We start from the raw sequence: 26,637 nt of genomic DNA on the forward strand, positions 1-26,637 counted from the left end.
TTTTTTCAAAAGCTTTTTTGAAACCTGATAGCTGTTGTCCTCTCATCAGACAACTATAACAGTTTACCATCTCTTGGATCTCTTGTCAATAACTTTTTTAAAGTTTTTTTAAAAAGATAAAAATAAAACAGCCAATACCGACTGTTTTATTTTATATCAAAACTATGGCACTATTCTGAGTCAGATGAGTCAGCCATTTTTTCTTTGACTTCATCATATGAAAGGGCATGTGCTTCTTGATTATCTTTGTCTTGTTCTTCAGGCATTTTTCCTGTTTCGTAAATAGACTTGATTTCAGCAGCATCAAGGGTTTCATATTTAAGAAGGGCTTCTGCAATAAGTTTATGTGTTTCACGGTTGTTATTGATGATATCAGCCGCTTTATCACGTGCTTCATTAAGCAGTTTACGAACTTCGTCATCAATCATTTGTGCGGTTTGAGCAGAATATGATTTTTCTGGTGACATTTGTCCTGTCATGACGGCATGGTTTCCTTCATATTGAACAGGTCCTAATGTATCACTCATACCATATTCAGTAACCATAGCACGTGCGATTTGGGTAGCTTGTTCAAAGTCATTTGACGCACCTGTCGTTTGAGCATTAAAGATAATTTCTTCTGCAACACGACCACCCATTAAACCAGCCAATTGTTCTTTCAAATCATCTTTTGAATGCAACATTTGGTCTTCTTTAGGAAGGGCAATCATGTAACCACCTGCGCGACCACGTGGAACGATCGTTACTTTGTGGACGACACGCGCACTTGAAAGCACCAAACCAACGATGGTATGTCCAGCTTCGTGGTAGGCCACCATTTCGCGTTCTTTTTGAGAAATCGTACGGTCTTTCTTAGATGGACCTGCAATAACACGATCTTCTGCCTCATCAATATCAGAAGCATCGATTTTCTTCTTATTACGACGTGCTGCAACTAAGGCTGCTTCGTTAAGAACATTTTCAAGGTCTGCACCAACAAATCCTGGTGTTTGTTGCGCGACAACTTTCAAATCAACGTCTGATGCCAAAGGTTTATTCTTAGCGTGAACGCGTAAAATAGCTTCACGTCCCTTAACATCTGGACTACCAACCAAAATCTTACGGTCAAAACGACCTGGACGAAGAAGAGCTGGGTCTAGGACGTCACTACGGTTGGTTGCTGCGATAACAATAATACTTTCGTTGCCTTCAAAACCATCCATCTCGATAAGAAGTTGGTTAAGGGTTTGTTCGCGTTCATCATTTCCGCCACCCATACCGGCACCACGACGGCGGCCGACAGCATCGATTTCATCTATGAAAATGATGGCACGTTCTGCTTTTTTAGCATCTTCAAAAAGGGATCTCACACGGCTTGCACCGACACCGACGAACATTTCAACGAAGTCAGAACCTGAGATAGAGAAGAATGGAACACCTGCTTCACCGGCAACGGCTTTAGCAAGAAGGGTTTTACCTGTTCCCGGAGGGCCTTCAAGAAGGACACCAGCAGGAATTCTAGCACCAAGTGCTTTGTATTTCTTCGGATTTTTCAAGAAGTCAACAACTTCAACTAGTTCTTGTTTTTCTTCTTCTGCACCGGCAACGTCAGAGAAACGTACTTTCACGTTGCCTTGGCTCTGAGATTTGGCTCTGTTTCGACCAAAGTTCATCGCTCCTCGTGCACCATTTCCGCCTTGGTTCATCATCATAAAGAAGAAGACAACCATCAAGATAAGTGGTACATAAGTGATGATATAAGTAATCCAAGCACCGCTAGAGCTTTCCTGTTTGACTGTTATAGAAACATCTGCATCCTCAGCAGCCTTGGTTAACGTTTCAACAGAAGAATCGCTTGGCAAAACAATTGACGTAAATTTGGTTACTTCAGCTGTTTTTCGACCTTCTAAAAATGGCAAGCTGGCACTTGTTTTCGTTGATTGTGCTTTGGTGTATTCACCACTAACTTCAATCACACTGCCGCTTGGTTGGTAAGTGATCGACTTAACATCCCCTGACTTAATGCGTTGCATTAAAGTCGAGTAATTAATTTGTTGACTTTGTGTACTTGATCCCCTTAAGTAATATTGAAAGGCTGTAATCCCTGCAATAATCAAAAGAATATAAATAAAGGAATTTCGAACAAAGCCATTATTTCTATTATTTTTCATACAATAATTTTAACCCTCTATTTATCTGAGTAAATTTCTTCTTTAAGGACTCCTACATATGGTAAATTACGATAATGTTCTGCATAATCAAGACCAAAACCAACAATAAACTCGTTTGGCACATCGTAGCACACATAATCTGCTTCAATATCAACCACACGACCTTCTGGTTTATCAAAAAGGGTAGCGATTTTTACAGAATTGGCTTTACGGTATTTAAACATATCTCGTAGGTAGAGCAAAGTACGTCCTGTATCAATGATATCTTCAACAAAGATAACATCACGACCTTCGATATTGGTATCGACATCTTTGAGAATTTTTACTTCACCGCTACTTGTTGTTTGGTTGCCGTAACTAGACACAACCATAAAATCCAATTCCACTTTGGTATCGATATGCTTTATCAATTCCGCGATAAAAGGAACTGAGCCTTTTAAAATACCAATCAAAAGAGGATTTTTACCATTATAATCTTTTGTTAATTGTTCGCCTAATGCTTTCGTTTTAGTAATAATCTCTTCCTCTGAGTACAAAACTTTTTCAATATCTTGTTCAAGCATGACATCACCTGTTTCTAATTTTTTCAATATGCAATGTGCCCTCCATTATACCATGTTTGGGAGCTTTTCTCAAATAAGTTTTACCGGCAACTAGTACAAAAATCACTTGACCGTCTTGCTCTCCCACAATTGCCTCTGAACGGTCTTGCAAGGAGATTTTTTCGTCAATAAATAGCCGCCGTAATTTTTTGGAAAAAGCACCAAAATCAATATAGTCACCTGGTTGTCTGTGCCTTAATTTAATGGGAGTCACATGATACAAAGGAATGCCTTTGTTATTCCTCTCATTATTAAAGTGAAATTGATACTGACCATATCTGACTATACCGCCATATTCTAGCATTTTTTGAGGTATTTCCCCATCGGTCTTAGGGCTGATTTTTGTGATGTGAAATTGCTTGGCATCTTTAATTAGTCGATAATCATTTTTAATGTGATAATCCAGATTTTGTCGCTGACGCAATAGATTAAGCATTTCTTCAAACTGAGCATGAGATACTTGCAAATCAGGAAATTGGCTTAGATAATCTTGAAAAAGGAAAAATTGCACGGCCTTACTTTGAGCTAAAAACTGTGAACAATCTGTTCTGTCAATGGTTGCCGTTAAATCTTGCAAAGCTTGAAAAAGCGTCTGACTTTCTTCGCCTAAATGCCGAAGAGCTTGTCTAAACTTTGGATTTTCTTGCTCTAAAGTTGGGAGGTATTGATTTCTAATGCGATTACGCAGGTAGTCCAAAGAAGCGTTAGAGGCATCTTCAAAATGGAAAATATCTGGTAAATCAGCCTTTGAAATGGTCAAAAATGGGCGAATGAGTTCTCCCGTTCCAAAAGAGCTAACCGCCTGCATTCCCGCTAAATAGCGAAGGCGGCTACCACGCAATAAACGCATCAAAATCGTTTCAGACTGGTCATCTGCATGGTGGGCAGTGACTACGGCAGTGTAGTTTTGTTCTGTCATGACTTTCTTGAAAAAAGCATACCTGAAATCACGCGCAGCTTTTTCTGAAAAAACACCTGAAAAAGCCGACATAAAAATCGGAATATGGTGCTCCCTTGCCCATTTTCTCAAATAAGCCTCTTCTTCTTCTGAAGCTGCTCGCTGCTTGTGGTTGACATGAACAATGCCAATCTCAATTTCCAGTTGATGTCGGTAAATATACAAAAAGTGTAGCAGATTCATCGAATCTACTCCACCTGATACTGCTATTAATACTTTTTTATGCTTGGCAAAATAAGCCTTTTTTTGAATCTCTTTGACTAATGGTTCGTACATTTTATTTTAAAATACTATAAACGTCATTGGCGATATTGGTGATATCGTCATAAGAAGCATTATTGGTAAAAATCGATAGAATAAAGGGTTGGTCGGCATAGACAATTGCAACATCGTGCTTGTAGTCGTATGCGTCTCCAATTTTATGCGCCACTTGCACATCAATATCTTTTGAAATACGAGTGCTGTCAAAATCAGTTGACGACAGGTAAGAAATGATTTCGCCATTTTGATTGTAAATGGCTTCCATCAGATTTGCTGCTGTCTTGGCAGACATATTGCGTTCTTTCATGTCAATCGGTGTCCCTGCGACAGCCGTGATGGTATTGTTGAAATCATCGTCATATTGATGCGCAACGTAGTAACCCAAAATGTTTGTTGCGACATTGTCAGAATACTGAGCGACAGCTTTTAGCAAAGTATCAACCGTGTATTCTTTATTGTCAGCTGACTTGCTCATTTTCCCGCTGCCACCTGGCTCATAGGACTTATCAAAATGATTGACCGCATCTACGTAGACCAACTTATCGTCTGACGTGATAGCTCCTTTTTGCAATTGAGCCTCAACATAATAAAGGGTCGCTAATTTGGCAACGCTAGCAGAATACATGACCTTATCGGCGTTGATTTCTGCGGTTACTTGCGTTCCTAATTGTTTCACGTAAATCGAATAATTGCTCTTATTGTATTTTTGGTTGAGCATGGCTTGCACTTTTTGCATACGATTATCCGTTTCAGACAAATCCGTCGCAGCAATCCAACCTTTACCATCAACCTTGTAATAAGTGCCGTGACTTGTGACGGCTTTTTGAGTAACGGTGACCTTGCTATAAGGCGTTAAATCCGTCTTGACCGATTTCGTTCCTGTTACATAAGGCGTTTGATAAACGGTAAAGCCATCGTTTAGCCAAAAATCTTGAGTAATGGCTTCTTGACTAAAAACCACATCATCACTAACCACCTGTCGACTGGCTTCAATATAACTACCGTCTGATAATTTAAAAACAGGGATAGTGGCGTAATTGACGAGCCAATCTGTGATGGTTAACGGTGTGTTAGCTGATAAGGTATCCGCAGCAACGGTCAAATCCGCATCTTTATAAGTCGTGCTATCTTGGATGAGAATTGGATTTTGAGGAATGGCATCAAAATAGGTTGAGGATGACACAACTGTCGTATTTAGGTGATACTTTTCCTCATTGCTTAAATCCATGTCTTTTTCTGTACTAATAACTGGAAGAGAGACCAAAAAAAATGGTATTAGCATTACTGCAAATAGTTTTTTCACTGGTTTCTCCTTCCGTTACTGTTTTTGTGATGAATGATGATTTTCTTCTCTTAAAGCTTGATTTTCTTTAGCGAGTTCTTCTAACTTATCATCAGAATAAGCTAGAAATTTTTCAATTGTTTCAATTAAATGTTCCATAAATTATTTTGGTAATAGATTTGGTAATGGGTAAACCGTTTCACCCGAGCGCGATAAGTAGTATTTGGCACGCGCATACTTAGCGACATAATTATCGTCTTTTAAGCGATTGGCAAGAACTTTCTCTGCATCGGCTTCAACGACCAATTTGTCGTAGTCTTTTTGCAGGGAAACGACCTTGGCTTTTTGTTCCTGTAAAGTCTGGTAACTTTTGACCAGATTATAGGTCGGTAAGATAAACAAGAGCATCACGACCACCAAAATCCACCCCATAAAACGATGCCGTTTGCGATTTTCCTCTTCAAGATAGCGTTTTTTGGTGTTTTCGTCGTTGATGTACTGATTGTTTAATTGAACGATATTAGGCTTCTCCATCCGCTTCTATCCTTGTTTCCTTAATGATTTCGTACATTTTGGCTGCATCTTCTTTTTTGGTGCTGTCTTTCATTTCCAAAACACGCACCGTTAGCAATTTATTTCCAAAACGAATTTCCACTTCGTCATTGATTTTTAAATCGGTTGATGATTTGGCTAAGATGCCATTGACTTTAATACGTCCTTTGTCTGCGACTTCTTTCGCCACTGGACGACGTTTAATAATACGGGATACTTTCAAATATTTATCAAGTCTCATAATCATTTACCTCGTAACTGTTTTATTTTATCATTTTTTGTGTAAAATAGCTGGCTTAAATGAGTTTGTTAAAATACTGTAATAAAAGGCATCAACAAACTTAAAGATACTGTTGTCAGCTAGTCTTTGTCTATCTTGCGAGCCTTGATTTCCGCCAGCATCTGACCAAAGTGCTGCAATTCCTCTAAAATCTCGTAGTCTTTTTTACCACGGACATTGAAGATAATTTCGATTTTACCTTGATTTTCGCTGATGCGGGCTTTCAAGTTCGTTTTTGACAGAGCTTCAAAGTAATCTTGGGTCAGATAATGTTGCAGCGACGCTTTTTCAAAACGCACCAACACATTGGTGTCTTTTCGCTCGACCAATTCAGCAAAAGCATTGTCCATATAAGCTTTTACTAAGCCAATCTCAAGCAAATAAGCCACTTGGTCTGGGTACTCACCAAAACGGTCAATCAACTCATCTTGCAAACTTTGGTAGTCGCTGTGATTAGCGATGTCGCGAATACGCTTGTAAATTTCGATTTTTTGGCGCTCGTCTTCAATGTAATCACTTGGAAGGTAAGCATCAATTTGGAGATTAACCTCAGCATTACTCTTACGACGCACTTGGGATTTTCCTTGTTTTTTGGCAATGGCTTCCTCTAAAAGTTGCGAATACATCTCAAATCCAACCGAATCAATAAAGCCACTTTGTGAAGCCCCTAAAATATTACCTGCGCCACGGATAGACAAGTCCCGCATGGCAATTTTAAAACCAGAACCCAGTTCAGTGAATCCTTTGATAGCATCCAAACGTTTTTCAGATACCTCTGTCAAAATCTTATCTGGTCGATACATGAGATAAGCATAGGCAATACGATTAGAGCGCCCCACACGTCCACGCAGTTGATACAAGGTTGACAAGCCCATATGGTCTGCATTTTCAATGAATAAGGTATTGACATTTGAAATATCAACTCCTGTTTCGATAATGGTGGTCGCCACCAAAACATCGTAAACACTGTCAATAAAATCCATGAGGGTATTTTCCAATTGAATCTCACTCATCTGACCATGCACAAAACCGATACTAGCTTCAGGAACCAATTCTTGCAGTTCTGCGACTTTTTGGTCAATACTGTCAACTTTATTGTAAATGTAGAAGACCTGTCCGCCACGGTCAATCTCACGGATAATAGCTTCACGAATTAAGCCAGGATTGGTTTCCAAAACATAGGTTTGAACAGGATAACGGTTGGTTGGTGGGGTTTCAATAACCGATAAATCACGAATGCCCAGCATTGACATATGAAGAGTTCGAGGAATAGGTGTTGCCGTTAGGGTCAATACATCCACTTTGGCCTTTAGTTCCTTGAGTTTTTCCTTGTGTTTAACTCCAAAACGCTGCTCTTCATCGATGATAATCAAACCCAAATCAGCAAAGACAACATCCTTAGACAAAAGACGGTGAGTACCAATGATAATATCAATTTGCCCTTTTTTGAGTTGCTCCAAGGTTTCATTTTGCTCTTTCTTGCTGCGAAAACGGCTGAGCACTTCCACCTTGACAGGATAATTGTCAAAGCGTTCTGAAAAATTGGTGTAATGTTGCTGGGCTAAGACGGTTGTAGGTACCAAAACCGCGACTTGCTTGTGGTCTTTGACCGCTTTAAAAGCGGCTCGCATAGCAACTTCTGTCTTACCAAAACCGACGTCTCCCACTAGCAAGCGGTCCATTGGTTTATCTTCTTCCATGTCCTGCTTAATTTCTTTGATAGAGCGCAATTGGTCTTCTGTTTCGACAAAGGCAAAATCATTGTCAAATTCGCGCTGCAAATCATCATCTGGTGAAAAAGCAAAACCTTTTAATTGGCTACGCTCAGCATATAATTTCAGCAAATCATCAGCAATATCTTCCACTTGTTTAGACACTTTTTGCTTGGTCTTTTGAAAACGCCCGTCATTAAGTTTATTGATTTTTGGGGCCTTGCCGTCAGCTGAAACGTATTTTGATAGGCTTTCAATTTGTTCAATTGGCAAAGAAATGGTGGCCGAATCTTGGTATTGAATAGTGAGATAATCACGGTGAACCCCATGAATATCAATGGTTTCAATACCTAAAAATTGGCCAATTCCGTGGATTTGGTGAACCACATAATCGCCCTTTGAAAGCTCATTATAGTCTTTCAAACGCTCCGCATTGCTGATATTGGAGTGACGAACACGGCGTTTAATCTTTTTATGGTAGATTTCACGCTCAGTGATAACCACCAATTTGTCATCCGCAAAGTAAAAACCGTTGGATAAGTTGCCAACCAAAAGCTGAGCTTGTTTTGGCTCAACGTCATCACTGGCTACAATCGGCAATTGCAAACCGTATTCTTGTAAATCTTTCTGTAAACGTTCCGCACCATGTTGTGAATCTGCTTGAATGATAACCGTCGCTTTTGATTTTTGGTAACGATGCACTTCTTCAATCACTAGCGGTATCTGGTTGAAAAACTCCTGCATCGGATACTGCGTGAGCTGGTAGAGATGGGTAAATTTGAGATTTCCAAGACCCTTATGAAAATGAGAGAAAAAGGTCGCAGGCTGATACTGACGCAGTTTTTTATAGCTATCTGCAAAGTAAACCAAACTTGACACAGCTTTACCACGTTGTAAATCTTCTGTCAATAAGTTGGCAACTTCCAAATCCACCTTGGCATTACGGTCGATGACCTTTTGAAAATCATCAAAGAAAACAGGCGTTTCTTTTGGAATGTAATCCAATAAGGTCCATTCTTTCGCGTAGAAGATAGAAGCAAAGCGTCTGATATCAGCGTGCTTATAGCCTGCCTTGGTAGACTCATAAACCTCGCTTAAATAAGCATGTTGCTCCTCTTTTGCCGTTTCCAAATACTTTTCCAAAGACTTGGTCGCTCTGGCAAAATCTTCCTCATACAACAATAAATCATCTGCTGGAAAAATAGTGACATGAGAAAGGGTATCAACAGACTTTTGACTGCTTACCTCAAATTGCCTAATGCCATCAATCTCATCTCCGAAAAATTCCAAACGGTAAGGACGGTCAGCCGTAATTTCATAAATATCAATGATATCACCACGTTGGCTAAATTCTCCTGGGTTAAGAACTTGGTTGGCACGTTGGTAACCAAGTAAAGCTAGTGTTTTGACCACGTCGTCCAATTCGTAGCTATGCCCTAACTCAAAATGCAGTTGATTATGAGCGTACGTTGCAGGGTTAGGTAATAGTACCCGTGTCCCCATTAAACTAGTCACCAAAACACCTGTTTGCTCTGCATTCTGCAAAAAATTAAGGCTTTCCAAGCGCGAATTGACCTTGTCCATCGAAGAGAAAATAAACTCTGCCGCTGCGACATCATCTGCAAAAAAGGTGTAAACTTGCTCTTCCCCAATCAAACTCGACAAATCGCTGGCTAGTTTTTCCACCTCATTTTGAGTGGAAGTGATAACAACATACTTGCCCTTATTGGCTTGATAAGCTGAAGCAATGGCTAAGGCGCGACTAGAGCCAGACAAGCCCATGATTAGCTGGCGTTCCAATTGGGAAACGTGAGCCTGCCAATCTTGAATGAGCTTATTTTGGCTAAATAAATCAATAATATTCATTGTACTACCCATTAAATCGTTGCATGGTTTTGGCAAAATCGGCTTCTTGCAAATAAAATTGGACAGCATCTGTCACTTTATCTAGAGCTTGCTCAACCGTAATCTTTTCATCTACATCAAATGTCCCAAGGACATGGTCCACCACGGTGCGCCCTTGTTTAGGACGTCCAATACCGACTTTGATACGGTCAAAGGTTTGCGTACCTGTATGAGCAATAATAGACTTAATCCCATTATGACCGCCCGCAGAGCCTTTTTGACGCAAACGCAAACGTCCCACTTCCATATCCAAATCATCATAGATAACCACAAAATCAGCAATATCGATATTAAAGTAGGTCAACAAAGCATGAACCGCCAAACCTGAATTATTCATAAATGTGGTTGGTTTTACCAAATAAATCTTTTCCCCGTTGATAAAGCAAGACCCGACTTCTGCTTTAAAGTTCTTATCCTCTGAAAAAGTCACTTGAAACGCTTGAGCCAAACGGTCAATCGTCATAAAACCAATATTATGTCGTGTATCATGGTATTTACTGCCTGGATTTCCCAGACCAACAATCATTTTTACCATATGTTTTCCTTTCAACTACCAAAAGGCTGGAAAATACTTTTTCCAACCTTGCTTATCTGTCATTTAGTTTATACGTTAAAGCGGAATTCCATGATATCGCCATCTTGAACCACATAATCTTTTCCTTCTTCACGAAGACGACCTGCTTCTTTGACTGCTTTTTCTGAGCCATAAGCAATCAAATCATCATAAGACATAGTGATGGCACGGATAAATCCTCGCTCGAAGTCTGAGTGGATGATACCTGCCGCTTGAGGAGCTTTAATACCACGTTTAAAGGTCCAAGCACGCACTTCTTTTTCCCCTGCTGTAAAGTAAGTCCCAAGACCAAGTAAATGATACGCCGCACGAGTCAATTTGTCAACACCAGATTCTGTTAAGCCTAAATCTTCAAGGAAGAAAGCTTTGTCTTCATCATCTAGTTCTGAAATTTCTTCTTCGGCACGTGCTGAGATGACAACCACTTCTGCATTTTCAGTTGCCGCAAATTCACGAATTTGTTTGACATATTCGATGTCATCTGGGTTTGCAACTTTGTCTTCATCGACATTTGCCACATAAAGGACAGGTTTTGTCGTTAGAAGGAATAATTGTTTCACGATTTTTTGTTCATCTTCTGTAAAGTCAATGGTACGCGCTGATTTTCCGTCCTCAAGCACTGGCTTGATTTTTTGCAGAACGTTAAATTCTGCAATGGAATCCTTATCTTTTTGCGTGCGAGCAATTTTTTCAACACGCGCATAACGTTTATTAACCGATTCTAGGTCAGCTAAAATCAATTCTAGGTTAATGGTATCAATATCAGCAAGAGGGTCAACAAAAGCATCCTCACGTCCTTGTTCACGCATGACATTTTCATCGTCAAAAGCACGCACCACGTGTACAATCGCATCGACTTCACGGATATTGGCAAGAAATTTATTTCCAAGACCTTCCCCACGTGAAGCCCCTTTTACGATACCTGCAATATCTGTAAATTCAAAAGTTGTTGGAACTGTTTTTTTCGGTGTAATCAATTCCGTTAATTTTTGCAAGCGTTCATCTGGCACTTCAACCATTCCCACGTTTGGGTCAATCGTTGCAAATGGATAGTTAGCAGCCTCTGCTCCTGCTTTGGTAATCGCATTAAATAGCGTTGATTTCCCAACGTTAGGTAAACCAACAATACCTGCTGTTAAAGCCATGTTTTTATCTCCATTCAAAATATTCAATCACTACTATTATACCAAAAAAAAGTAAAAAGGGCTTGCCCATAGGCAAACCAAATTAACCAAAAATTTTTGGAAAAGTGTTTGGAAGAAACCAAGACAAAAAGCCACCGATAGCTAAGATAATCCACCAGTACTGAGATAAGAATTCCCAAGCATTCATGGTCTTGTTTTCTCTGACTTCCACCACACGCTCAATCTTTTTTTCAGGTTTTATTCCAAGAACCAACTCATCTAAGCTAACGTCCAAAATAGTAGCCAACTTCACTAAATTTTCCATATCTGGTGTTACTTCACCCGTTTCCCATTTTGAAATAGCTTGACGTGAGATAAAAAGTTCCTGTGCCAAACCTTCTTGTGAGAAAGCTTTTTCTTGACGAAGCTGTTTTAATTGTTTTGCAAAGACTGTCATTTGGTATCCCTACTTTCTTTTTTTACACAGGATAGCAAAAATCTCTGGGATAATCGAGCACTTTTTCAAGCAACTCCTAGTTGCAAATAGCTAAAAATCCTAATATTAAAGGCTTTTCTTGGTTGCGGCTTTATTTTGGTAATACTTTTCGCATCTTTCGTTCAAAATCATGACGGCTCATCATGACAACGTGGTCACAGTTGGTACAACGGATTTTAATATCTGCACCAATTCGGATAACTTCCCACTCATTGGCTTTTTTACCAGTTGATTTAATGGTGCAAGCATGAGATTTTTTCATTTCAACATAACTGCCAATAACGTACATAACTTCTCCTCTAAAACGAAATGAAAAAGAAAAGTTTTAGAAGGCCTTAAACAAGGACTCGGTCAACTTTTCTCACAAAAAGGATTAATTGGTGCGAACTGGTGTAATCAGTTGAACAAAATTCTCAGTATCATCACCAGGCATTAAGGTAAATGGACGAACAGGGGAAATAAAACGTATCATGACTGTTTCGCTCTTCAAGGCTTTCAACGCTTCAATCAGATAAGTTGGGTTAAAACTAATGGTTAAATCACTACCAGACTGGCTGATGCTATCTAGCTCTTCGTTAACTTTCCCCACTTCTGGTGAATTAACGTGAGATGAAATGCTATCGCTGGTGATTTCCAATTTAACCGTTCCGTTTTGTGTCGCATTTGAAATCAAGTAAGCACGCTCCATAGCTGAACGAAGGGCTGCGGTGTTAAAGGTTACTTCTGTTTCAAAAGAATTGGTCAACAAACGGTCGGTATCAGGGTAGTTTCCCTCTAAAAGACGGGTATAAAAACTAATGTAGTCACTTCTAAACAAAACTTGACTATCTGAAAAGAAAACTTCAACGGTTTCAATGTCATCTGTGAAAACTGCTGAAAATTCACGCAAAGATTTGCTTGGAATGACCATGTTAAAGTTTGCTGAGGTATTTTCCAAAGTCAATTTGCGTTGGCTCATGCGGTGAGAGTCCGTCGCTACTGCCTTAAATTCTTTTTGCTCACTAAGCACCATGTGGACTCCAGTCAAAATAGGACGGCTTTCTTGAAGGCTAGCTGCAAAAGCTGTTTCTGAAATAATACTTTTCAACAGTTTGGTTTTAAGAACTAGCGGATTTTCAGTCGTCATTTCTTGCAAACGTGGGTAGAGATCCACATCTTTTCCTTTTAGGGTGATTTCTGATTTGCCACTTGTTAACACGATTTGGTGATGATCAATTTCGGTAAAATCCAAACTCACATCAGGCAGACTTGAGATGATATTGATAAAGAAATTTGCTTCTAGTAAAACAGCTCCTGGTGAGGTAATCAAAAGACCTGCATTTTCATTAGAAACTGGAATGGTATTTTCAATAGATATTTGACCATTAGACCCCGTTAGGACAATATGTTGCGCATGCACTTCAATTTTAATGGTTGATAAAATCGGAATAGCATTTTTAGAAGAAATGGCTCTTTTGGTTGCATTTAAAGCTTGAAGGAAAAAGGATTTATTGATGGAAAATTGTATCATTGGAATCTCCTTTAGTTATGATAATAAATTTAGTAGTAGTAGTAGGTCTTGTTGAAGCTGTGGAAAAGTCACAAAAAGCAGCAAAAAAACAGGGAAAAGAGTTGTGCACAAATTGTGGATAACTCTTTTTAAAAATCTAGATTTATCCACAAGGCCTATCTGATTTTATTTTTGATGGTTTCAATTTCAATGCGTAAGCTATCATCTTGAGCCAACATATTCTTGATTTTGTTGTAGGCGTGTAGGACGGTAGAATGGTCCCGTCCGCCAAATTCTTTTCCAATTTTCGGTAGCGAATTATCGGTCATTTCCCGTGCGAGGTACATAGCCACCTGACGTGCTAAAACGATGTTTTGAGTGCGTTTGGTCGCCTTGATTTCCTTAACTGTCACATCGTAAAACTTCCCAACTTGCGTTTGAATGTCCTCGATTGGAATGACGGTCATTTTAGGGTCATCTTGCTTACGTGCTCGAATGGCTTCTGCTGCGATGTCCACGGTAATGGTTTTGATTTTTTTGACGCTAGCCACAAGGCTAATATCGTTAAGCGCTCCTTCAAGGTCACGCACATTGGAATCAAATTGCCCTGCTAAATATTCAATGGTATCCTGCGGGAAAACATAGTCATATTCTTGGGTTTTATTGGTCAAAATCGCAACGCGAGTTTCAAAATCAGGCGGCGTGATATTGATGGTAAGTCCCCATTTGAAGCGCGTGACTAAACGTTGTTCCAAGTTATCGAGGTGGTCAGGTGTACGATCGCTAGTAAGGACGATTTGCTTATTATTATCGTATAAGGTATTGAAGGTATTAAAGAATTCTTCTTGCGTTCCGGATAGGGTTTTTTTAGCTAAGGATTGAATGTCATCAATCAACAAAACATCCAGATTGCGGAATTTTTCCTTAAGCTCTTCCATCGTGTCTAGACGAATGTGCGTCACAAACTCGTTGATGAAATTCTCAGCGGTGATGTATTTGACACGCGCATTAGGATTATTTTTTAAAACAGCGTGCCCGATGGCATTGAGCAGATGGGTTTTTCCAAGTCCTGGTCCTCCCCAAATGAAAAGAGGATTGTAGGTTGTTCCAGGAGCGTCAGCTACGGCATAAGACGCTGAAAAAGCCCAGCGGTTTTCATCACCTTGGACAAAATTATCAAACGTGTATTTTGGGTTTAAATCAGAATGCATCTGTGGTAGTGTGCTTTGTGGTTTTTCTACCGTTTGTGTGCTGTCCTGAGCTGGTGTTTGCACGTTTAAATCGTCTTCAAAAACGTATTGGATGACAATCTCTGCATTAAAAATTTCAAAACCAGCTGCTAGAATGATGGATTTCAGATTATTATTCCAAAACACTTCCTTGACAGGGTCGAGATAAATAAAAGCCGTATGATTTTCAATTTTGAGCAGCCGTGCATCTAAGACGAAAAATTCATAAGTGGCTTGCTTCAATTGATTTCTGGCTAACTCTAAGACTCTGTTCCAAAATAATTGTTCATTCTCAGTCATAGTAGTTTTCCTTTTTTTGTTTTGTGGATAATCTTACCATATTCTAACACAAAAAAAAGTTTTCCACAACAGGACAAAAGTAGAAATCCACAGGGTGTTTAAAAGAGTTTTCCACAATGTGAAAAAGAGTTTTCCACAAGCAGTGGAAAACTCTTGTATTGGTATAAACTAAAGTTTTTACAAGGTATTTTTCTTGTGGAAAACTCAGAAAAGAAAAAAGGGAAATCCACACGCTATTTGAACTTGTTGATAATTCTGTTAAAGTCTTCTTCCGACTGAAAATGCAAAACCACTTCTCCTTTTTGAGTGCTTTTGCTATTAGCAAACGAAATGCTAACGGGCAGTCCTAGACTTTGACTTAGGATGTCTTCATGGTGTTTTTTAAAAATATCCTTCTTCGCTTTCTTTTTGGGAGCACTTGGTTTGGGTTTTAGGAGTTGCTCCAGTTTTCGGACACTAATATCTTGGCTTAAAATGCGTTGGTACCACTGCTCCTGTTCTTCTTTGCTCTTTAAGGTCAACAACAAACGAGCGTGACCTTGCGACAAGCTTCCTTCTTCCACCGCGCGTGAAAGGCTGGGCGGAAGATTTAGTAATCGTAGGCAATTGGTAATGTAGGGACGCGATTTGCCCATGAACTGAGCCAATTCCTCATGCGTCATCTGATTTTTTTCAAGCAATTGCTTGTAAGCTTTTGCTTCTTCAATGGGATTTAAATCCGAGCGCTGTAAATTTTCAATAATCGCAAGCTGCATGCTTTTTTGGTCAGAAATGGTTTTGATGATGGCTGGAATTTCACTAAGACCAGCTAGTTTAGATGCTTTTAGACGACGTTCGCCAGCGATAAGCTCGTAGCCAAAAACAGATGATTGTCGGACGATAATCGGCTGAATAAGCCCGTTTAACTTGATTGATTGGGCTAATTCTTCCAGTTCTTCTGGTTTAAAATCCAGCCTAGGTTGGTAGGGATTGGGCGAAATATCTTCAATGGGTATAACTTGTAGTTTCTCTTTCATTTTCTCTCATCCTAAACTCTAAAAAGTGAAGCTGAGACCGTCTCAGCTTCACTTTTGGTCTATCATATTTTTTCCTTAGTTTGTACTTGATAAGTCTTGTGTTGTTTTACTTAAATCAATTGTCACAGTTTTCTTGTCTGTACCACGGTAGAAGGTTACTTTGACAGAGTCTCCAACAGAATGGCCGTAAAGAACGCTTTGTAGGTCAGAGGTTGATGTCACTTCTTGACCATCGACTTCTGTGATGACATCATATTTTTGAAGTTTTCCTTCAGCAGGCATGCCAGATTGAACTGAGGCAACAAGCACACCGTTTGTGATACTTGTTGGAATATTAAGTTGTGCAATAGCATTGGTTGACAAATCAGACAAGTTAACCATTGAAATACCAAGCGCAGGGCGGATAACTTTTCCGTTTTCCTCCAATTGATTGATGATTTTCACCACATCATTTGACGGAATAGCAAAGCCCATACCTTCAACCGACTCACCAGAACTTGAAGTTGATGAAATCTTGCTAGAGTTAATACCGATGACTTGCCCTTCAATATTGATTAGCGCACCACCAGAGTTTCCTGGGTTAATGGCAGCATCTGTTTGAATGGCATTGGTTGAAATGGTTTCACCATTGTCATTAGTCATTGTTACAGTACGGCTTAGACTAGAAACGATACCTTGCGTTACTGAGTTTGCGTATTCTGTTCCAAGTGGGCTACCAATAGCAATGGCTGTTTCACCGACAGTGATTTTATTAGAATCGGCAAATTCGGCAACAGTTGTGACATCTTTAGACGAAATTTTCACGACAGCAATGTCAGAGTAAGTGTCAGCTCCGACCAATTCACCGACAACTTTTTTACCGTCGGCTAGCATGATTTCAATTTGTTCTGCGCCATCGACCACGTGATTATTGGTTACAACATAGGCTGAGTCACCATCTTTTTTGTAAATAACCCCTGAACCTTCGCTGTAAACTGACAAATCACCGCTGTTATTTGACTGGTTAATCGAATTGTCATTACCAAAAATCTGACTGTAAATGTCATTTCCTGAAGAAGAATCTGAACGGTAATTGATTACGGAAACGACCGCTCCTTGAACTTTTTCCACAGCTTTTGTGACATCAGTCGAATTGGTATAAGTCACGCTACTCGTAGTTGTTTTGGCACCTGAACCACTCACGTTAGATAGGGAGATTCCCGCACGATTTAATACCAAAATAGCACCTAAAATCCCAGCAACAAAGCTAACAAGCACAATAGCTAATGGTTTTAGCCAATTTTTGAAACGCCCTTTAGGCAGTTTAATGTTTTTCACTTAGCCACCTCCAATTTTTCACTTAGAATATAAAAATCAACTTAATTATAACTTAAATAATGCGAAAAAGAAAGTAATCCACAACCTGTGGAAAACTTTTAAAACTGTGAATTTCTTCCCTGAAATAAAAAGGATCTAAGGGGGCTAAAAAAGTTAATAACATGTGGGTAAGGTGTTAAAAACTTGTGAATATGTGGTAAAATGTAAGGTATGAAAGTTAAAATTATTGCTGTTGGAAAATTAAAAGAAAAGTATCTAAAAGATGGTATTGCTGAATACCGTAAGCGCATGAGTCGGTTCACAAAGTTTGAAATGATTGAATTGCCTGATGAACAAACGCCAGATAAGGCTAGCGAAGCGCAAAATCAGCAAATCATGGAAAAAGAAGGCGATCGTATTTTAGCGAAGCTTTCTGAGCGTGATTATGTGATTATTTTAGCCATCGAAGGGGAAATGTTGAGTTCTGAGGCCTTTAGTCAGGTCATTTCAGATGCGACAGTGCGAGGTTATTCTAGCATTGCCTTTGTGATTGGTGGTAGTCTAGGTTTAGCGGACAAGGTCAAGCAAAAAGCTAATCTAAAGTTGAGTTTTGGCAAGATGACGCTACCTCACCAATTGATGCGTTTGGTGCTATCAGAGCAAATCTACCGTGCCTTTATGATTCAACAAGGCAGTCCCTATCATAAATAAAAAAGGAGGACTAGTGTCCTCCTTTTTCAGGCTTCGTTTTATGATCCCAGCAGGATTCGAACCTGCGACCGTTCGCTTAGAAGGCGAATGCTCTATCCAGCTGAGCTATGAGACCGTATCAACTTTGTTATTTTATCAAAAAAACGCCTGATTTGTCAACTAGAAACCAGATCCTTTAGCTGTTACCAAGTATTGATCAAAAATATCTTACTTTTTTTGAAAAAAACTATAGACAAATCTAAAATATCTGCTATAATAATAAAAGTAATGATGATTTGGTCCGTTGGTCAAGGGGTTAAGACACCGCCTTTTCACGGCGGTAACACGGGTTCGAATCCCGTACGGACTATAGCTGCTCTGCAGTTTTTTTCTTTATCCGGCATAGCTCAGTTGGTAGTAGCGCATGACTGTTAATCATGATGTCGTAGGTTCGAGTCCTACTGCCGGAGTGATAAGACACCCCGTCCTAAGTTTTGGATTGGGACGTTTTTTATTCCGATACTGTAAAGCACATAAAAGAGATTAGGGAAAAACCTAATCTCTTTTTAAAGGCTTATTTAGCGCCTGCAGGGCGTTTTTTCTTTCTAATGATATAATAACCACTAAATACTAAGACACCAGCTAGGGATAGGCAGGCACCTAATTGGAACCCTTCAGGGACATAAGTTAATGTGACTTGACCTTGTCCTGCTTTGACGTTGACTTTCATAAAGCCGTCTTGAGCTTTTGTTAGAGCGATTTTCTTGCCGTTTTGAGTGGCTGTCCATCCTTTATCATAAGGTATGGTAAAGAGGAGAGAACTGTCCTTGTCAGCAGTGTAGGTGGCTGTTATGGTGTTTTTAGAAGTGGTCACTTGAACCTCTTGCTGATTGAGTTTATCCATTGCTTTTTGGTAACTGTTTATGTCAAGGGCATAAAAGTTAGGTTGGTCAAAGGAAACTTGTCCATTTTCAGGGAAATGGAAGGTAATATCAATGGTTTGTCCTAGATAAAAATAACCAAGGTCAAATAAGCTATAAACATTGTCTGTGGTGTAATTAGTTGTCTGTCCATTGACGGTTATTTGGACAGATTCGTTATTTTCATTAGAGAAAGTAATATTAGGCACGCTGACATATAATTGCGTATTGTCGGGGACGGTTACTTGGTAAGTAACTGCTGTGGTTACTTGCCCCTCGTGAGTTGTTGTAACACGGTTATTGAGCTGATTTGCCCCGCTAATGAGTTGAGAAGGTAAGCGGGTATAAAATTTCTCTGATAATCCTGTCAAACGATTGATGAAATTGGTTTGGTTATCCAGTGTATTGACGGTAAATGTGACATCTTTGTAAATGCCATTGGTTAAGATAGCCAGCTGACTAGCGTTTTGGTTTTCATAAAGCATGACGTTGCCAGAGCCGTCATTGTAATTGAAGCCGTACTTATTAACCCCAATTTCAGCGAGGTTGTACTTGATGCCAAATAAGCTATCCATTAGCAAGGTATTGTTTTGGTAACGCAGATTGAGGTTGGTCCCAGTTGATTTGAAACCTAGACGGTCTAGGGTGCTGCTAGAAGCGGTATTTCGAATAGATGAAAATTGCGAGATGCCGTTGTAATTGTATTTCATACTGTCGTTACCTGTCTGAGGAAGAAGTTCTTCCATACGGTAAAAGTTGCTATTTTCTGACTTGGTCTTCTTGACAAGCTTGTCAATGTCTGTCAAATACCGTTCATAACTTTGACGTGAAGGAAAGACCCATTCGTTGCCGAGAGCATTGATCTGATAGTAGGTATTGAGCGAAATCTCAAAGAGTGTAAACAAGAGTGTAAAGCCAACAAAAATAGTTAAGGAAAGACTATTTTTCGCATAGCTAACCAAAAGGGTTATGTAGGCTATCAAAAAAGAAAATGTAATCACAATCTGTGACGTTTCTAAAAACTTGTAGTGGCTTTTTAGTACCACGGTGGCAATCAATCCAATAGTAACAGGAATGATTCCAACAAGGTATTGTTTTAAGCTTAATTCTTCTAAGTGTGACAGTGTTTCAGCTGCTAATAAAATCACGAGGATAGAGAAGGTCCAAGAATAGCGATGAAGAAACATATTTGGCGAATGCATCCCTTGCCAAATAAGGTCCAAGGGTTCAAGGTAGAAACTAGTGATAAGAACAGTTATCATGAGCCCGTAAGCAAGGCGCGTTTGCCACTTAATTGACTTAATGCTAAAGAAAACAAGGGCTAAAATGAGGGGGAAAATACCGACATAAATCATCGGAATGGAACCAAATTTTGTAGTGTCGTAAGCACCAACGAAATTTTTAGCAAAAATATCTAAAAACCAAGAAGAGTCAGACAACCAGCCTGTAAAGGATGAAAATTCTTCCCCGTGTGTTGAAAGGTCTAAATAAGTTGGCAGTAGCATGATGCAACTTGATAAACCTGCTGCGATTGACATCACTGTAAAGTCTAAAAATTGACGTCCAACCACTCGCCATTTTAAGTTTTTACTGAGTTGAACGAGAAAATAAAGGGTAAGAAAGATAGCAACCATGTAACCAAAATAGTAATTTTGGATAAAGAGAATGGTTAAGCTGACGTAGTAAAGAACGTATTTTTGCTGAGCCAACAAGCGATTTAACCCTAAAATAATCAAAGGGAGAAGGATGAAAACATCCAGCCACATATTGATTTCAATTTGGCTTATCGCAAAACTCATCAAGGCATAAGATGTTGATAAGATAATGCTCAGTGGTTTTAACACTTTGGGATAGAGATGTCTTAGGCTGTAAAAACAAGAGAGCCCCATAGAACCAATCTTGAGCAAGGTCAAGATATAAATAGCATCAGGCATTGTTTTTAAGCTAAAGAAATAAACGAGCGGAGAGAAGAAGCTCCCTAAATAATAACTTATCAAGGCGTAAAAGTTTAAACCTAGACCGCTGGTAAAGGTGTAAAAGAGGCTATCTGACCCATGTAAAATATTCCGTAAATTTTCAGCAAAAATGACATACTGATGAAAACCATCACTGGCTAAAATAGTCGTTTTGCTGTTGATGAAAATATCTTTGGAAAATAGGGTCACACCTAAAATAGCAACAGGCAAGATAAAGGCAATGAGGTAATAAAGGGTATTACGATTTGGTTTTAAAGATTTTAGTGTCATGGCTTTAGTAAGACAGGTTGAGATACTAATCCCAACCTGTTTCCTTCTATAAGTATCAAAATGATGTGAAATGTGATTTTGTTAATCTTTCCAAAGTTCTTGGACTTTGGCTTGAATCTCTTCATTTTCAAGAAACTCATCATATGTTTCGTCGATACGGTCAATGACCCCATTTTTAGAAATCACAACGATGTGATTAGCAAGGGTTTGGATAAACTCATGGTCATGACTGGCAAAAATGATTGATTCTTTAAAGTCTTTCAAGCCGTCGTTCAAACTTGAGATAGATTCCAAGTCCAAGTGGTTAGTTGGGTCGTCAAGCACGAGAACATTTGATTTCAATAGCATCAACTTAGAAAGCATCACGCGCACTTTTTCTCCCCCTGACAACACATTGACAGACTTGTTAACCTCATCACCAGAGAACAGCATGCGTCCAAGGAAACCACGAAGGAAGGTATTGTCGTCTTCTTCTTTTGAAGCAAATTGACGTAGCCATTCTAAGATAGATTCGCCAGATGCAAAATCACGTGAATTATCTTTTGGTAGGTAAGAGCGGCTAGTTGTCACACCCCATTTAATAGTACCTTCGTAGTCGATGTCATCCATCAAGGCACGAATCAAAGCAGTGGTTTGGATATCGTTTTGCCCGATGAAAGCAGTCTTGTCACCTGGTCGTAAAATAAAGCTGATATTGTCGATAACCGTTTCACCGTCGATTTTAACAGATAGGTTTTCGACTGTTAGCAAATCCTTACCGAGTTCACGCTCTGCATTAAACTTGATAAATGGGTATTTACGGCTAGAAGGAACAATTTCCTCTAACTCAATTTTATCAAGCATTTTCTTACGTGATGTGGCTTGTTTTGATTTAGAAGCGTTGGCAGAGAAACGTGCCACAAATTCTTGCAATTCTTTGATTTTTTCTTCAGCTTTGGCATTGCGGTCAGCTTGCAAACGAGCAGCTAGTTCTGAAGATTGTTTCCAGAAGTCGTAGTTACCAACGTAAAGTTTAATTTTACCAAAGTCAAGGTCAGCCATGTGCGTGCACACTTTGTTTAGGAAGTGACGGTCATGGGAAACCACGATAACGGTATTTTCAAAATCAATCAAGAAATCTTCTAACCAAGAAATAGATTGGATGTCAAGACCGTTGGTTGGCTCGTCAAGAAGGAGCACATCAGGTTGCCCAAATAAAGCCTTAGCCAAAAGCACCTTAACCTTGTCCCCGTTTGCCAATTCGCTCATGTTTTGGTAGTGGAGGTCTTCTGAAATGTTAAGGTTTTGTAGAAGTTGTGAGGCTTCGCTTTCAGCTTCCCAACCACCAAGTTCAGCAAATTCACTTTCAAGTTCTGCCGCACGAACACCGTCTTCATCAGAAAAGTCAGCTTTCATGTAAATAGCATCTTTTTCTTTCATGATGTTGTAAAGTTTTTCATTTCCCATGATAACTACATCAATGACACGTTCTTCTTCGTAGTCAAAGTGATTTTGGCGAAGAACAGACAAGCGTTCATTTGGTCCAAGTGAAACATGTCCAGTCGTTGGCTCGATATCTCCAGCTAAAATTTTTAGAAATGTTGATTTTCCAGCACCGTTAGCCCCGATCAAGCCGTAGGTATTTCCAGCTGTAAAGTTGATGTTAACGTCATCAAATAATTTTCGATCACTAAAACGCAATGATACATCAGAAACTGTAAGCATTTGTCACCTCGTAATATTTATCTATGACCTTCATTGTACATGAAAAAGGCTTAATTTTCAATGTGCGAAAATTAAGCCTTATCCTACATTGGTAAAATCAAATCTTCATCGTCAAGAGCGTACTGTTTTTTCAGACTAAAGCCGCGTCCTCTAACGTGTGTGGCTGGCATGATGACCACAAAAGCTGTTGGGTCAATGCTTAAAATATTCTTTTCTAGTCGTGATACTTCCTGAATAGAAACCGTAGTCATCAACATGGTTTTATTTTTCCCAGAGTAGCCACCTGTGATGGGAATTTCAGAAACCCCTCTATCTGCCTTAGTAGCAATGTATTCTTTGATGGCTTGGTTTTTTGGGGAAATAATCATAACATTACGTGACGAAGTCACCCCAATTTGCATGCTATTGACCACGTAACCAATGACAAGCAGGCCGATAATAGAATACATGACCGTATCAATATCAAAGGCAATAAAGCCCATAGCCACACTAAAACCATCAACAATGGTCATGGCAACTGCAAGAGGAAGGGGAGTGTATTTGTGCAAGATTTGTGTGAGAATACCTGTTCCCCCTGTTGATGAATTACCCCAAAAAACAACACCTAACCCAAAACCACAAATAATGCCTCCAAAAATAGCCGCGAGCAAGGTATTGTCCGTCAGATTTGGAAGTCCTTCGGTTAATTTGACAAAGATGGAATAAATCCAAGAACCATAAACCGTTTTAAAGAAGATTTCGCGACCCAAAAAGAACCAACAAGCCAGTAACAAAGGGAAATTGGACAAGAGCACAAAATCCCCTGTATTCCAACCAAACAAGGCTTTAAAACTGACTGCAAGTCCCACAACGCCACCAGAAGCGATGTGATTTTCTAGGAAAAAAGTGTTAAAGCCAACAGCGGCAATCAGTGACCCAGTCGTCACCAATCCAATATCTATCAATCTCTTTTTCATTAGAACTCCTCAAAAGCGAAATAGCCTGATATACAAGCGTTTCTATTATGACAAAGAAGTGTCACCGCGTCAAGATTTGTCGCCTCAATTCGGTGTAAAATCCGTTTTTCCATTTTTAGTGGAAAGCGTCGCTCAACTTGACAAAAAAAGGATAATTTCATAGAATAAAGAAGATTCAGAAAAGTAATACAAAGTGGGACTTTTAGAGAGCTGATGGTGCTGAGAATCAGTAGTCTTTTTGTATGAATGGGCTGATGTTTGACAAAAGGGATTTACACGATTGTAAATCTTGCATAGTGGTAAAGAGATGATAGGCTTTTCTATCAATTGAGGTGGTACCGCGTATCCATGACGCCCTCACGTAGTGATGCTACGTGAGGCTATTTTTATGTTTACAATAAATATTGAGGTGATAAAATGACTAAACCTATTATTTTAACAGGCGACCGTCCAACAGGAAAATTGCACTTGGGACATTATGTTGGAAGCCTAAAAAATCGTGTCTTGTTGCAAAATGAAGACAAGTACAACATGTTTGTTTTCTTGGCAGACCAACAAGCTTTGACTGACCATGCCAAAGAATCAGAAATCATTCGAGAATCTGTCGGAAACGTAGCTTTGGATTACTTATCTGTGGGACTTGACCCTGATAAATCAACCATTTTCATTCAAAGTCAAATCCCAGAATTGGCTGAATTGACCATGTATTACATGAATTTGGTATCACTAGCACGTTTGGAACGTAACCCAACCGTTAAAAGTGAAATTGTCCAAAAAGGCTTTGGTAGCTCTATCCCAACAGGTTTCTTGGTTTACCCAATTTCTCAGGCTGCAGATATTACCGCTTTTAAAGCCAATTATGTGCCAGTTGGAAATGACCAAAAACCGATGATTGAGCAAACACGTGAAATCGTACGCAGTTTCAATCATACCTATAAAACCGATATTTTGGTAGAACCAGAAGGGATTTTCCCAGAAAACGAAGCAGCTGGACGTTTGCCAGGTTTAGATGGCAATGCCAAAATGTCTAAATCACTTGGCAATGGCATTTACTTGTCTGATGACGCGGATACTGTTCGTAAAAAAGTGATGAGCATGTACACTGATCCTAATCACGTGCGTGTGGAGGATCCAGGTCAAATTGAAGGCAATATGGTCTTTCATTACCTTGATATTTTTGGACGCGAGGAAGATCAAGCCGATATTGCAGCCATGAAAGAACACTACCAACGTGGTGGTCTTGGGGATGTTAAAACCAAACGTTACTTGCTAGAAATCTTGGAACGTGAATTAGCTCCTATTCGCGAACGTCGCTTAGAATATGCCAAAGACATGGGCGAAGTTTTCCGCATGCTAGAAAAAGGCAGCGAAGCAGCGCGTGAAGTGGTTTGTCAGACCCTATCAGAAGTCAAAGCAGCTATGGGTATCAACTATTTTTAATCATTGTTAGACAGGCTATTAGCAGTTTAAATCCAAAAGTCATCAGGCTTTTGGATTTTTTGTTTTTTCAGGGAAAAAGGCTTTAACATCCTTTTTTAACGTTTATAGTTAAATTAAAAAATTGAATTTAGTTTATTGACAAATGATTTTAGCATGATATGATAGTAACAACAAAAGTAAGCTGGGATTGGAATTCCCTAAGTACTAGCATAGAAAAGAGGGTTAATAAATGTCAAATTGGGACACTAAATTTTTGAAAAAAGGTTACACTTTTGATGATGTATTGCTTATTCCTGCTGAGAGTCATGTTCTTCCAAACGAAGTTAACATGCAAACCAAACTTGCAAAAAATTTGACATTGAACATTCCTATCGTGACAGCTGCTATGGATACTGTAACTGACAGTAAAATGGCAATTGCCATCGCACGCGCAGGTGGTCTTGGAGTTATTCATAAAAACATGTCAATTCAAGAACAAGCTGAAGAAATTCGCAAGGTAAAACGTTCTGAAAATGGCGTTATTATTGACCCATTCTTCTTAACACCTGAGCATTCTGTTTCAGAAGCTGAAGAATTGATGCAACGTTATAGTATCAGTGGTGTTCCAGTTGTTGAAACACTTGAAAATCGTAAATTGGTTGGTATCATTACCAACCGTGATATGCGCTTTATTTCAGATTACCACACACCAATTTCAAAACATATGACAAGTGAAGAATTGGTGACTGCTCCAGTTGGAACAGATTTGGAAACAGCAGAGCGTATCCTTCACAAACATCGCATTGAAAAATTACCTTTAGTTGATGAAGAAGGTCGCCTATCAGGATTGATCACTATCAAAGATATTGAAAAAGTTATCGAATTCCCTAACGCAGCAAAAGATGAATTTGGACGTCTTTTGGTTGCTGGAGCTGTTGGTGTTACTTCAGATACATTTGAACGTGCAGAAGCTCTTTTTGAAGCTGGCGCAGATGCTATCGTTATCGATACAGCACACGGTCACTCAGCTGGTGTTCTTCGTAAAATCGCTGAAATTCGTCAACACTTCCCAGAACGCACATTGATTGCTGGTAACGTAGCAACTGCAGAAGGTGCACGCGCTCTTTACGAAGCAGGTGTTGATGTGGTTAAAGTCGGGATCGGTCCTGGTTCAATCTGTACAACGCGTGTGGTTGCCGGTGTCGGTGTTCCTCAAGTTACTGCTATTTACGATGCAGCAGCAGTTGCGCGTGAATATGGTAAAACAATCATCGCTGATGGTGGTATCAAATATTCTGGTGATATTGTGAAAGCCTTGGCAGCTGGTGGTAATGCGGTTATGCTTGGTTCAATGTTTGCAGGTACTGACGAAGCACCTGGTGAAACTGAAATTTACCACGGTCGTAAATTCAAAACTTACCGTGGAATGGGCTCAATTGCAGCTATGAAGAAAGGTTCAAGCGACCGTTACTTCCA

Annotated in this window: 22 protein-coding genes, 3 tRNA genes and 1 other annotated feature; of the genes, 5 read left to right on the plus strand and 20 right to left on the minus strand. The window is 39.5% G+C overall.

Annotation, left to right across the window (positions count from 1 at the left end):
* Window positions 1-170: 170 nt before the first annotated feature.
* The 16 genes from ftsH to B3473_RS07100 form a co-directional block, all read right to left on the minus strand.
* Window positions 171-2,150, minus strand: coding sequence for an ATP-dependent zinc metalloprotease FtsH (gene ftsH, locus B3473_RS07025; RefSeq protein WP_154455351.1), 1,980 nt, complete (start codon window positions 2,148-2,150; stop codon window positions 171-173).
* A 17-nt stretch (window positions 2,151-2,167) separates the two neighbouring features.
* Complete coding sequence (hpt, locus tag B3473_RS07030) at window positions 2,168-2,713, minus strand: hypoxanthine phosphoribosyltransferase (RefSeq protein ID WP_154455354.1); 546 nt, start codon at window positions 2,711-2,713, stop codon at window positions 2,168-2,170.
* Between the two features lie 4 nt (window positions 2,714-2,717).
* Window positions 2,718-3,986 (minus strand): tRNA lysidine(34) synthetase TilS, encoded by a 1,269-nt coding sequence (gene tilS, locus B3473_RS07035; protein ID WP_235280776.1) that lies wholly within the window; start codon window positions 3,984-3,986, stop codon window positions 2,718-2,720.
* Between the two features lies 1 nt (window position 3,987).
* Window positions 3,988-5,274: a serine hydrolase gene (locus B3473_RS07040; protein WP_167829317.1), complete on the minus strand. Its 1,287-nt coding sequence runs from the start codon at window positions 5,272-5,274 to the stop codon at window positions 3,988-3,990.
* A gap of 15 nt (window positions 5,275-5,289) precedes the next feature.
* The gene (locus B3473_RS07045) at window positions 5,290-5,412 is read right to left on the minus strand and encodes an SP_0009 family protein (RefSeq protein ID WP_154455349.1); all 123 of its coding nucleotides are present in this window, start codon (window positions 5,410-5,412) and stop codon (window positions 5,290-5,292) included.
* Window positions 5,413-5,415: 3 nt separating this feature from the next.
* Window positions 5,416-5,787, minus strand: a complete 372-nt coding sequence (locus B3473_RS07050; protein WP_154455348.1) for an FtsB family cell division protein — start codon at window positions 5,785-5,787, stop codon at window positions 5,416-5,418.
* Complete coding sequence (locus B3473_RS07055) at window positions 5,774-6,046, minus strand: RNA-binding S4 domain-containing protein (protein WP_154455347.1); 273 nt, start codon at window positions 6,044-6,046, stop codon at window positions 5,774-5,776. The genes B3473_RS07050 and B3473_RS07055 overlap by 14 nt, the downstream gene beginning before the upstream one ends.
* 119 nt (window positions 6,047-6,165) lie before the next feature.
* A complete protein-coding gene (gene mfd, locus B3473_RS07060; protein ID WP_154455346.1) occupies window positions 6,166-9,663 on the minus strand; it encodes a transcription-repair coupling factor in 3,498 nt (1,165 codons plus the stop codon).
* 4 nt (window positions 9,664-9,667) lie between these two features.
* Window positions 9,668-10,237, minus strand: coding sequence for an aminoacyl-tRNA hydrolase (gene pth / locus B3473_RS07065; protein WP_154455345.1), 570 nt, complete (start codon window positions 10,235-10,237; stop codon window positions 9,668-9,670).
* 68 nt (window positions 10,238-10,305) lie between these two features.
* Window positions 10,306-11,421, minus strand: a complete 1,116-nt coding sequence (ychF, locus tag B3473_RS07070) for a redox-regulated ATPase YchF (RefSeq protein WP_168261361.1) — start codon at window positions 11,419-11,421, stop codon at window positions 10,306-10,308.
* A gap of 82 nt (window positions 11,422-11,503) precedes the next feature.
* Window positions 11,504-11,857, minus strand: a complete 354-nt coding sequence (locus B3473_RS07075; RefSeq protein WP_154455343.1) for a helix-turn-helix domain-containing protein — start codon at window positions 11,855-11,857, stop codon at window positions 11,504-11,506.
* Window positions 11,858-11,987: 130 nt separating this feature from the next.
* Window positions 11,988-12,185: a DUF951 domain-containing protein gene (locus B3473_RS07080; RefSeq protein WP_154455342.1), complete on the minus strand. Its 198-nt coding sequence runs from the start codon at window positions 12,183-12,185 to the stop codon at window positions 11,988-11,990.
* Window positions 12,186-12,269: 84 nt separating this feature from the next.
* Window positions 12,270-13,406 carry a DNA polymerase III subunit beta gene (gene dnaN / locus B3473_RS07085; protein WP_154455341.1) on the minus strand — a complete coding sequence of 379 codons (1,137 nt, stop codon included), beginning with the start codon at window positions 13,404-13,406 and terminating at the stop codon, window positions 12,270-12,272.
* Between the two features lie 155 nt (window positions 13,407-13,561).
* Window positions 13,562-14,914 (minus strand): chromosomal replication initiator protein DnaA, encoded by a 1,353-nt coding sequence (gene dnaA, locus B3473_RS07090; RefSeq protein ID WP_154455340.1) that lies wholly within the window; start codon window positions 14,912-14,914, stop codon window positions 13,562-13,564.
* 233 nt (window positions 14,915-15,147) lie between these two features.
* Window positions 15,148-15,930: a ParB/RepB/Spo0J family partition protein gene (locus tag B3473_RS07095; RefSeq protein WP_154455339.1), complete on the minus strand. Its 783-nt coding sequence runs from the start codon at window positions 15,928-15,930 to the stop codon at window positions 15,148-15,150.
* A gap of 75 nt (window positions 15,931-16,005) precedes the next feature.
* Entirely contained in the window at window positions 16,006-17,232 is a 1,227-nt protein-coding gene (locus B3473_RS07100) for a S1C family serine protease (RefSeq protein WP_349675898.1), read from the minus strand.
* A gap of 225 nt (window positions 17,233-17,457) precedes the next feature.
* Between B3473_RS07100 and rlmH the strand changes: the two genes are divergently transcribed.
* On the plus strand, window positions 17,458-17,937 hold the full coding sequence (gene rlmH, locus B3473_RS07105) for a 23S rRNA (pseudouridine(1915)-N(3))-methyltransferase RlmH (protein ID WP_154455338.1): 480 nt from the start codon (window positions 17,458-17,460) through the stop codon (window positions 17,935-17,937).
* Between the two features lie 41 nt (window positions 17,938-17,978).
* Here rlmH and B3473_RS07110 read toward each other — a convergent pair.
* Window positions 17,979-18,052: transfer RNA gene (locus B3473_RS07110), tRNA-Arg, on the minus strand.
* Between the two features lie 162 nt (window positions 18,053-18,214).
* On the opposite strand from B3473_RS07110, the gene B3473_RS07115 reads away from it, so the two are divergent.
* Both B3473_RS07115 and B3473_RS07120 read left to right on the plus strand, forming a co-directional pair.
* Window positions 18,215-18,286 (plus strand) — tRNA-Glu (locus B3473_RS07115).
* A gap of 26 nt (window positions 18,287-18,312) precedes the next feature.
* Window positions 18,313-18,386: transfer RNA gene (locus B3473_RS07120), tRNA-Asn, on the plus strand.
* A 104-nt stretch (window positions 18,387-18,490) separates the two neighbouring features.
* On the opposite strand, the gene B3473_RS07125 is transcribed toward B3473_RS07120, so the two are convergent.
* The 3 genes from B3473_RS07125 to B3473_RS07135 all read right to left on the minus strand — a co-directional run bounded on the left by B3473_RS07125 (window position 18,491) and on the right by B3473_RS07135 (window position 23,742).
* Window positions 18,491-21,082 (minus strand): YfhO family protein, encoded by a 2,592-nt coding sequence (locus B3473_RS07125; protein WP_154455070.1) that lies wholly within the window; start codon window positions 21,080-21,082, stop codon window positions 18,491-18,493.
* A gap of 81 nt (window positions 21,083-21,163) precedes the next feature.
* Window positions 21,164-22,786 (minus strand): ATP-binding cassette domain-containing protein, encoded by a 1,623-nt coding sequence (locus tag B3473_RS07130; RefSeq protein ID WP_154455071.1) that lies wholly within the window; start codon window positions 22,784-22,786, stop codon window positions 21,164-21,166.
* Window positions 22,787-22,869: 83 nt separating this feature from the next.
* Window positions 22,870-23,742 carry a YitT family protein gene (locus B3473_RS07135; RefSeq protein ID WP_154455072.1) on the minus strand — a complete coding sequence of 291 codons (873 nt, stop codon included), beginning with the start codon at window positions 23,740-23,742 and terminating at the stop codon, window positions 22,870-22,872.
* A 161-nt stretch (window positions 23,743-23,903) separates the two neighbouring features.
* Window positions 23,904-24,104, plus strand: a binding site (T-box leader).
* A gap of 55 nt (window positions 24,105-24,159) precedes the next feature.
* Here B3473_RS07135 and trpS point away from each other — a divergent pair.
* Both trpS and guaB read left to right on the plus strand, forming a co-directional pair.
* The gene (trpS, locus tag B3473_RS07140) at window positions 24,160-25,182 is read left to right on the plus strand and encodes a tryptophan--tRNA ligase (protein WP_154455073.1); all 1,023 of its coding nucleotides are present in this window, start codon (window positions 24,160-24,162) and stop codon (window positions 25,180-25,182) included.
* A gap of 229 nt (window positions 25,183-25,411) precedes the next feature.
* Window positions 25,412-26,637, plus strand: a 1,226-nt coding sequence (gene guaB, locus B3473_RS07145; RefSeq protein WP_293678440.1) for an IMP dehydrogenase, incomplete at its 3' end; no start/stop codon positions are given.

This window comes from Streptococcus sp. UBA632, from assembly GCF_002300045.1.
Classification (GTDB): domain Bacteria; phylum Bacillota; class Bacilli; order Lactobacillales; family Streptococcaceae; genus Streptococcus; species Streptococcus alactolyticus.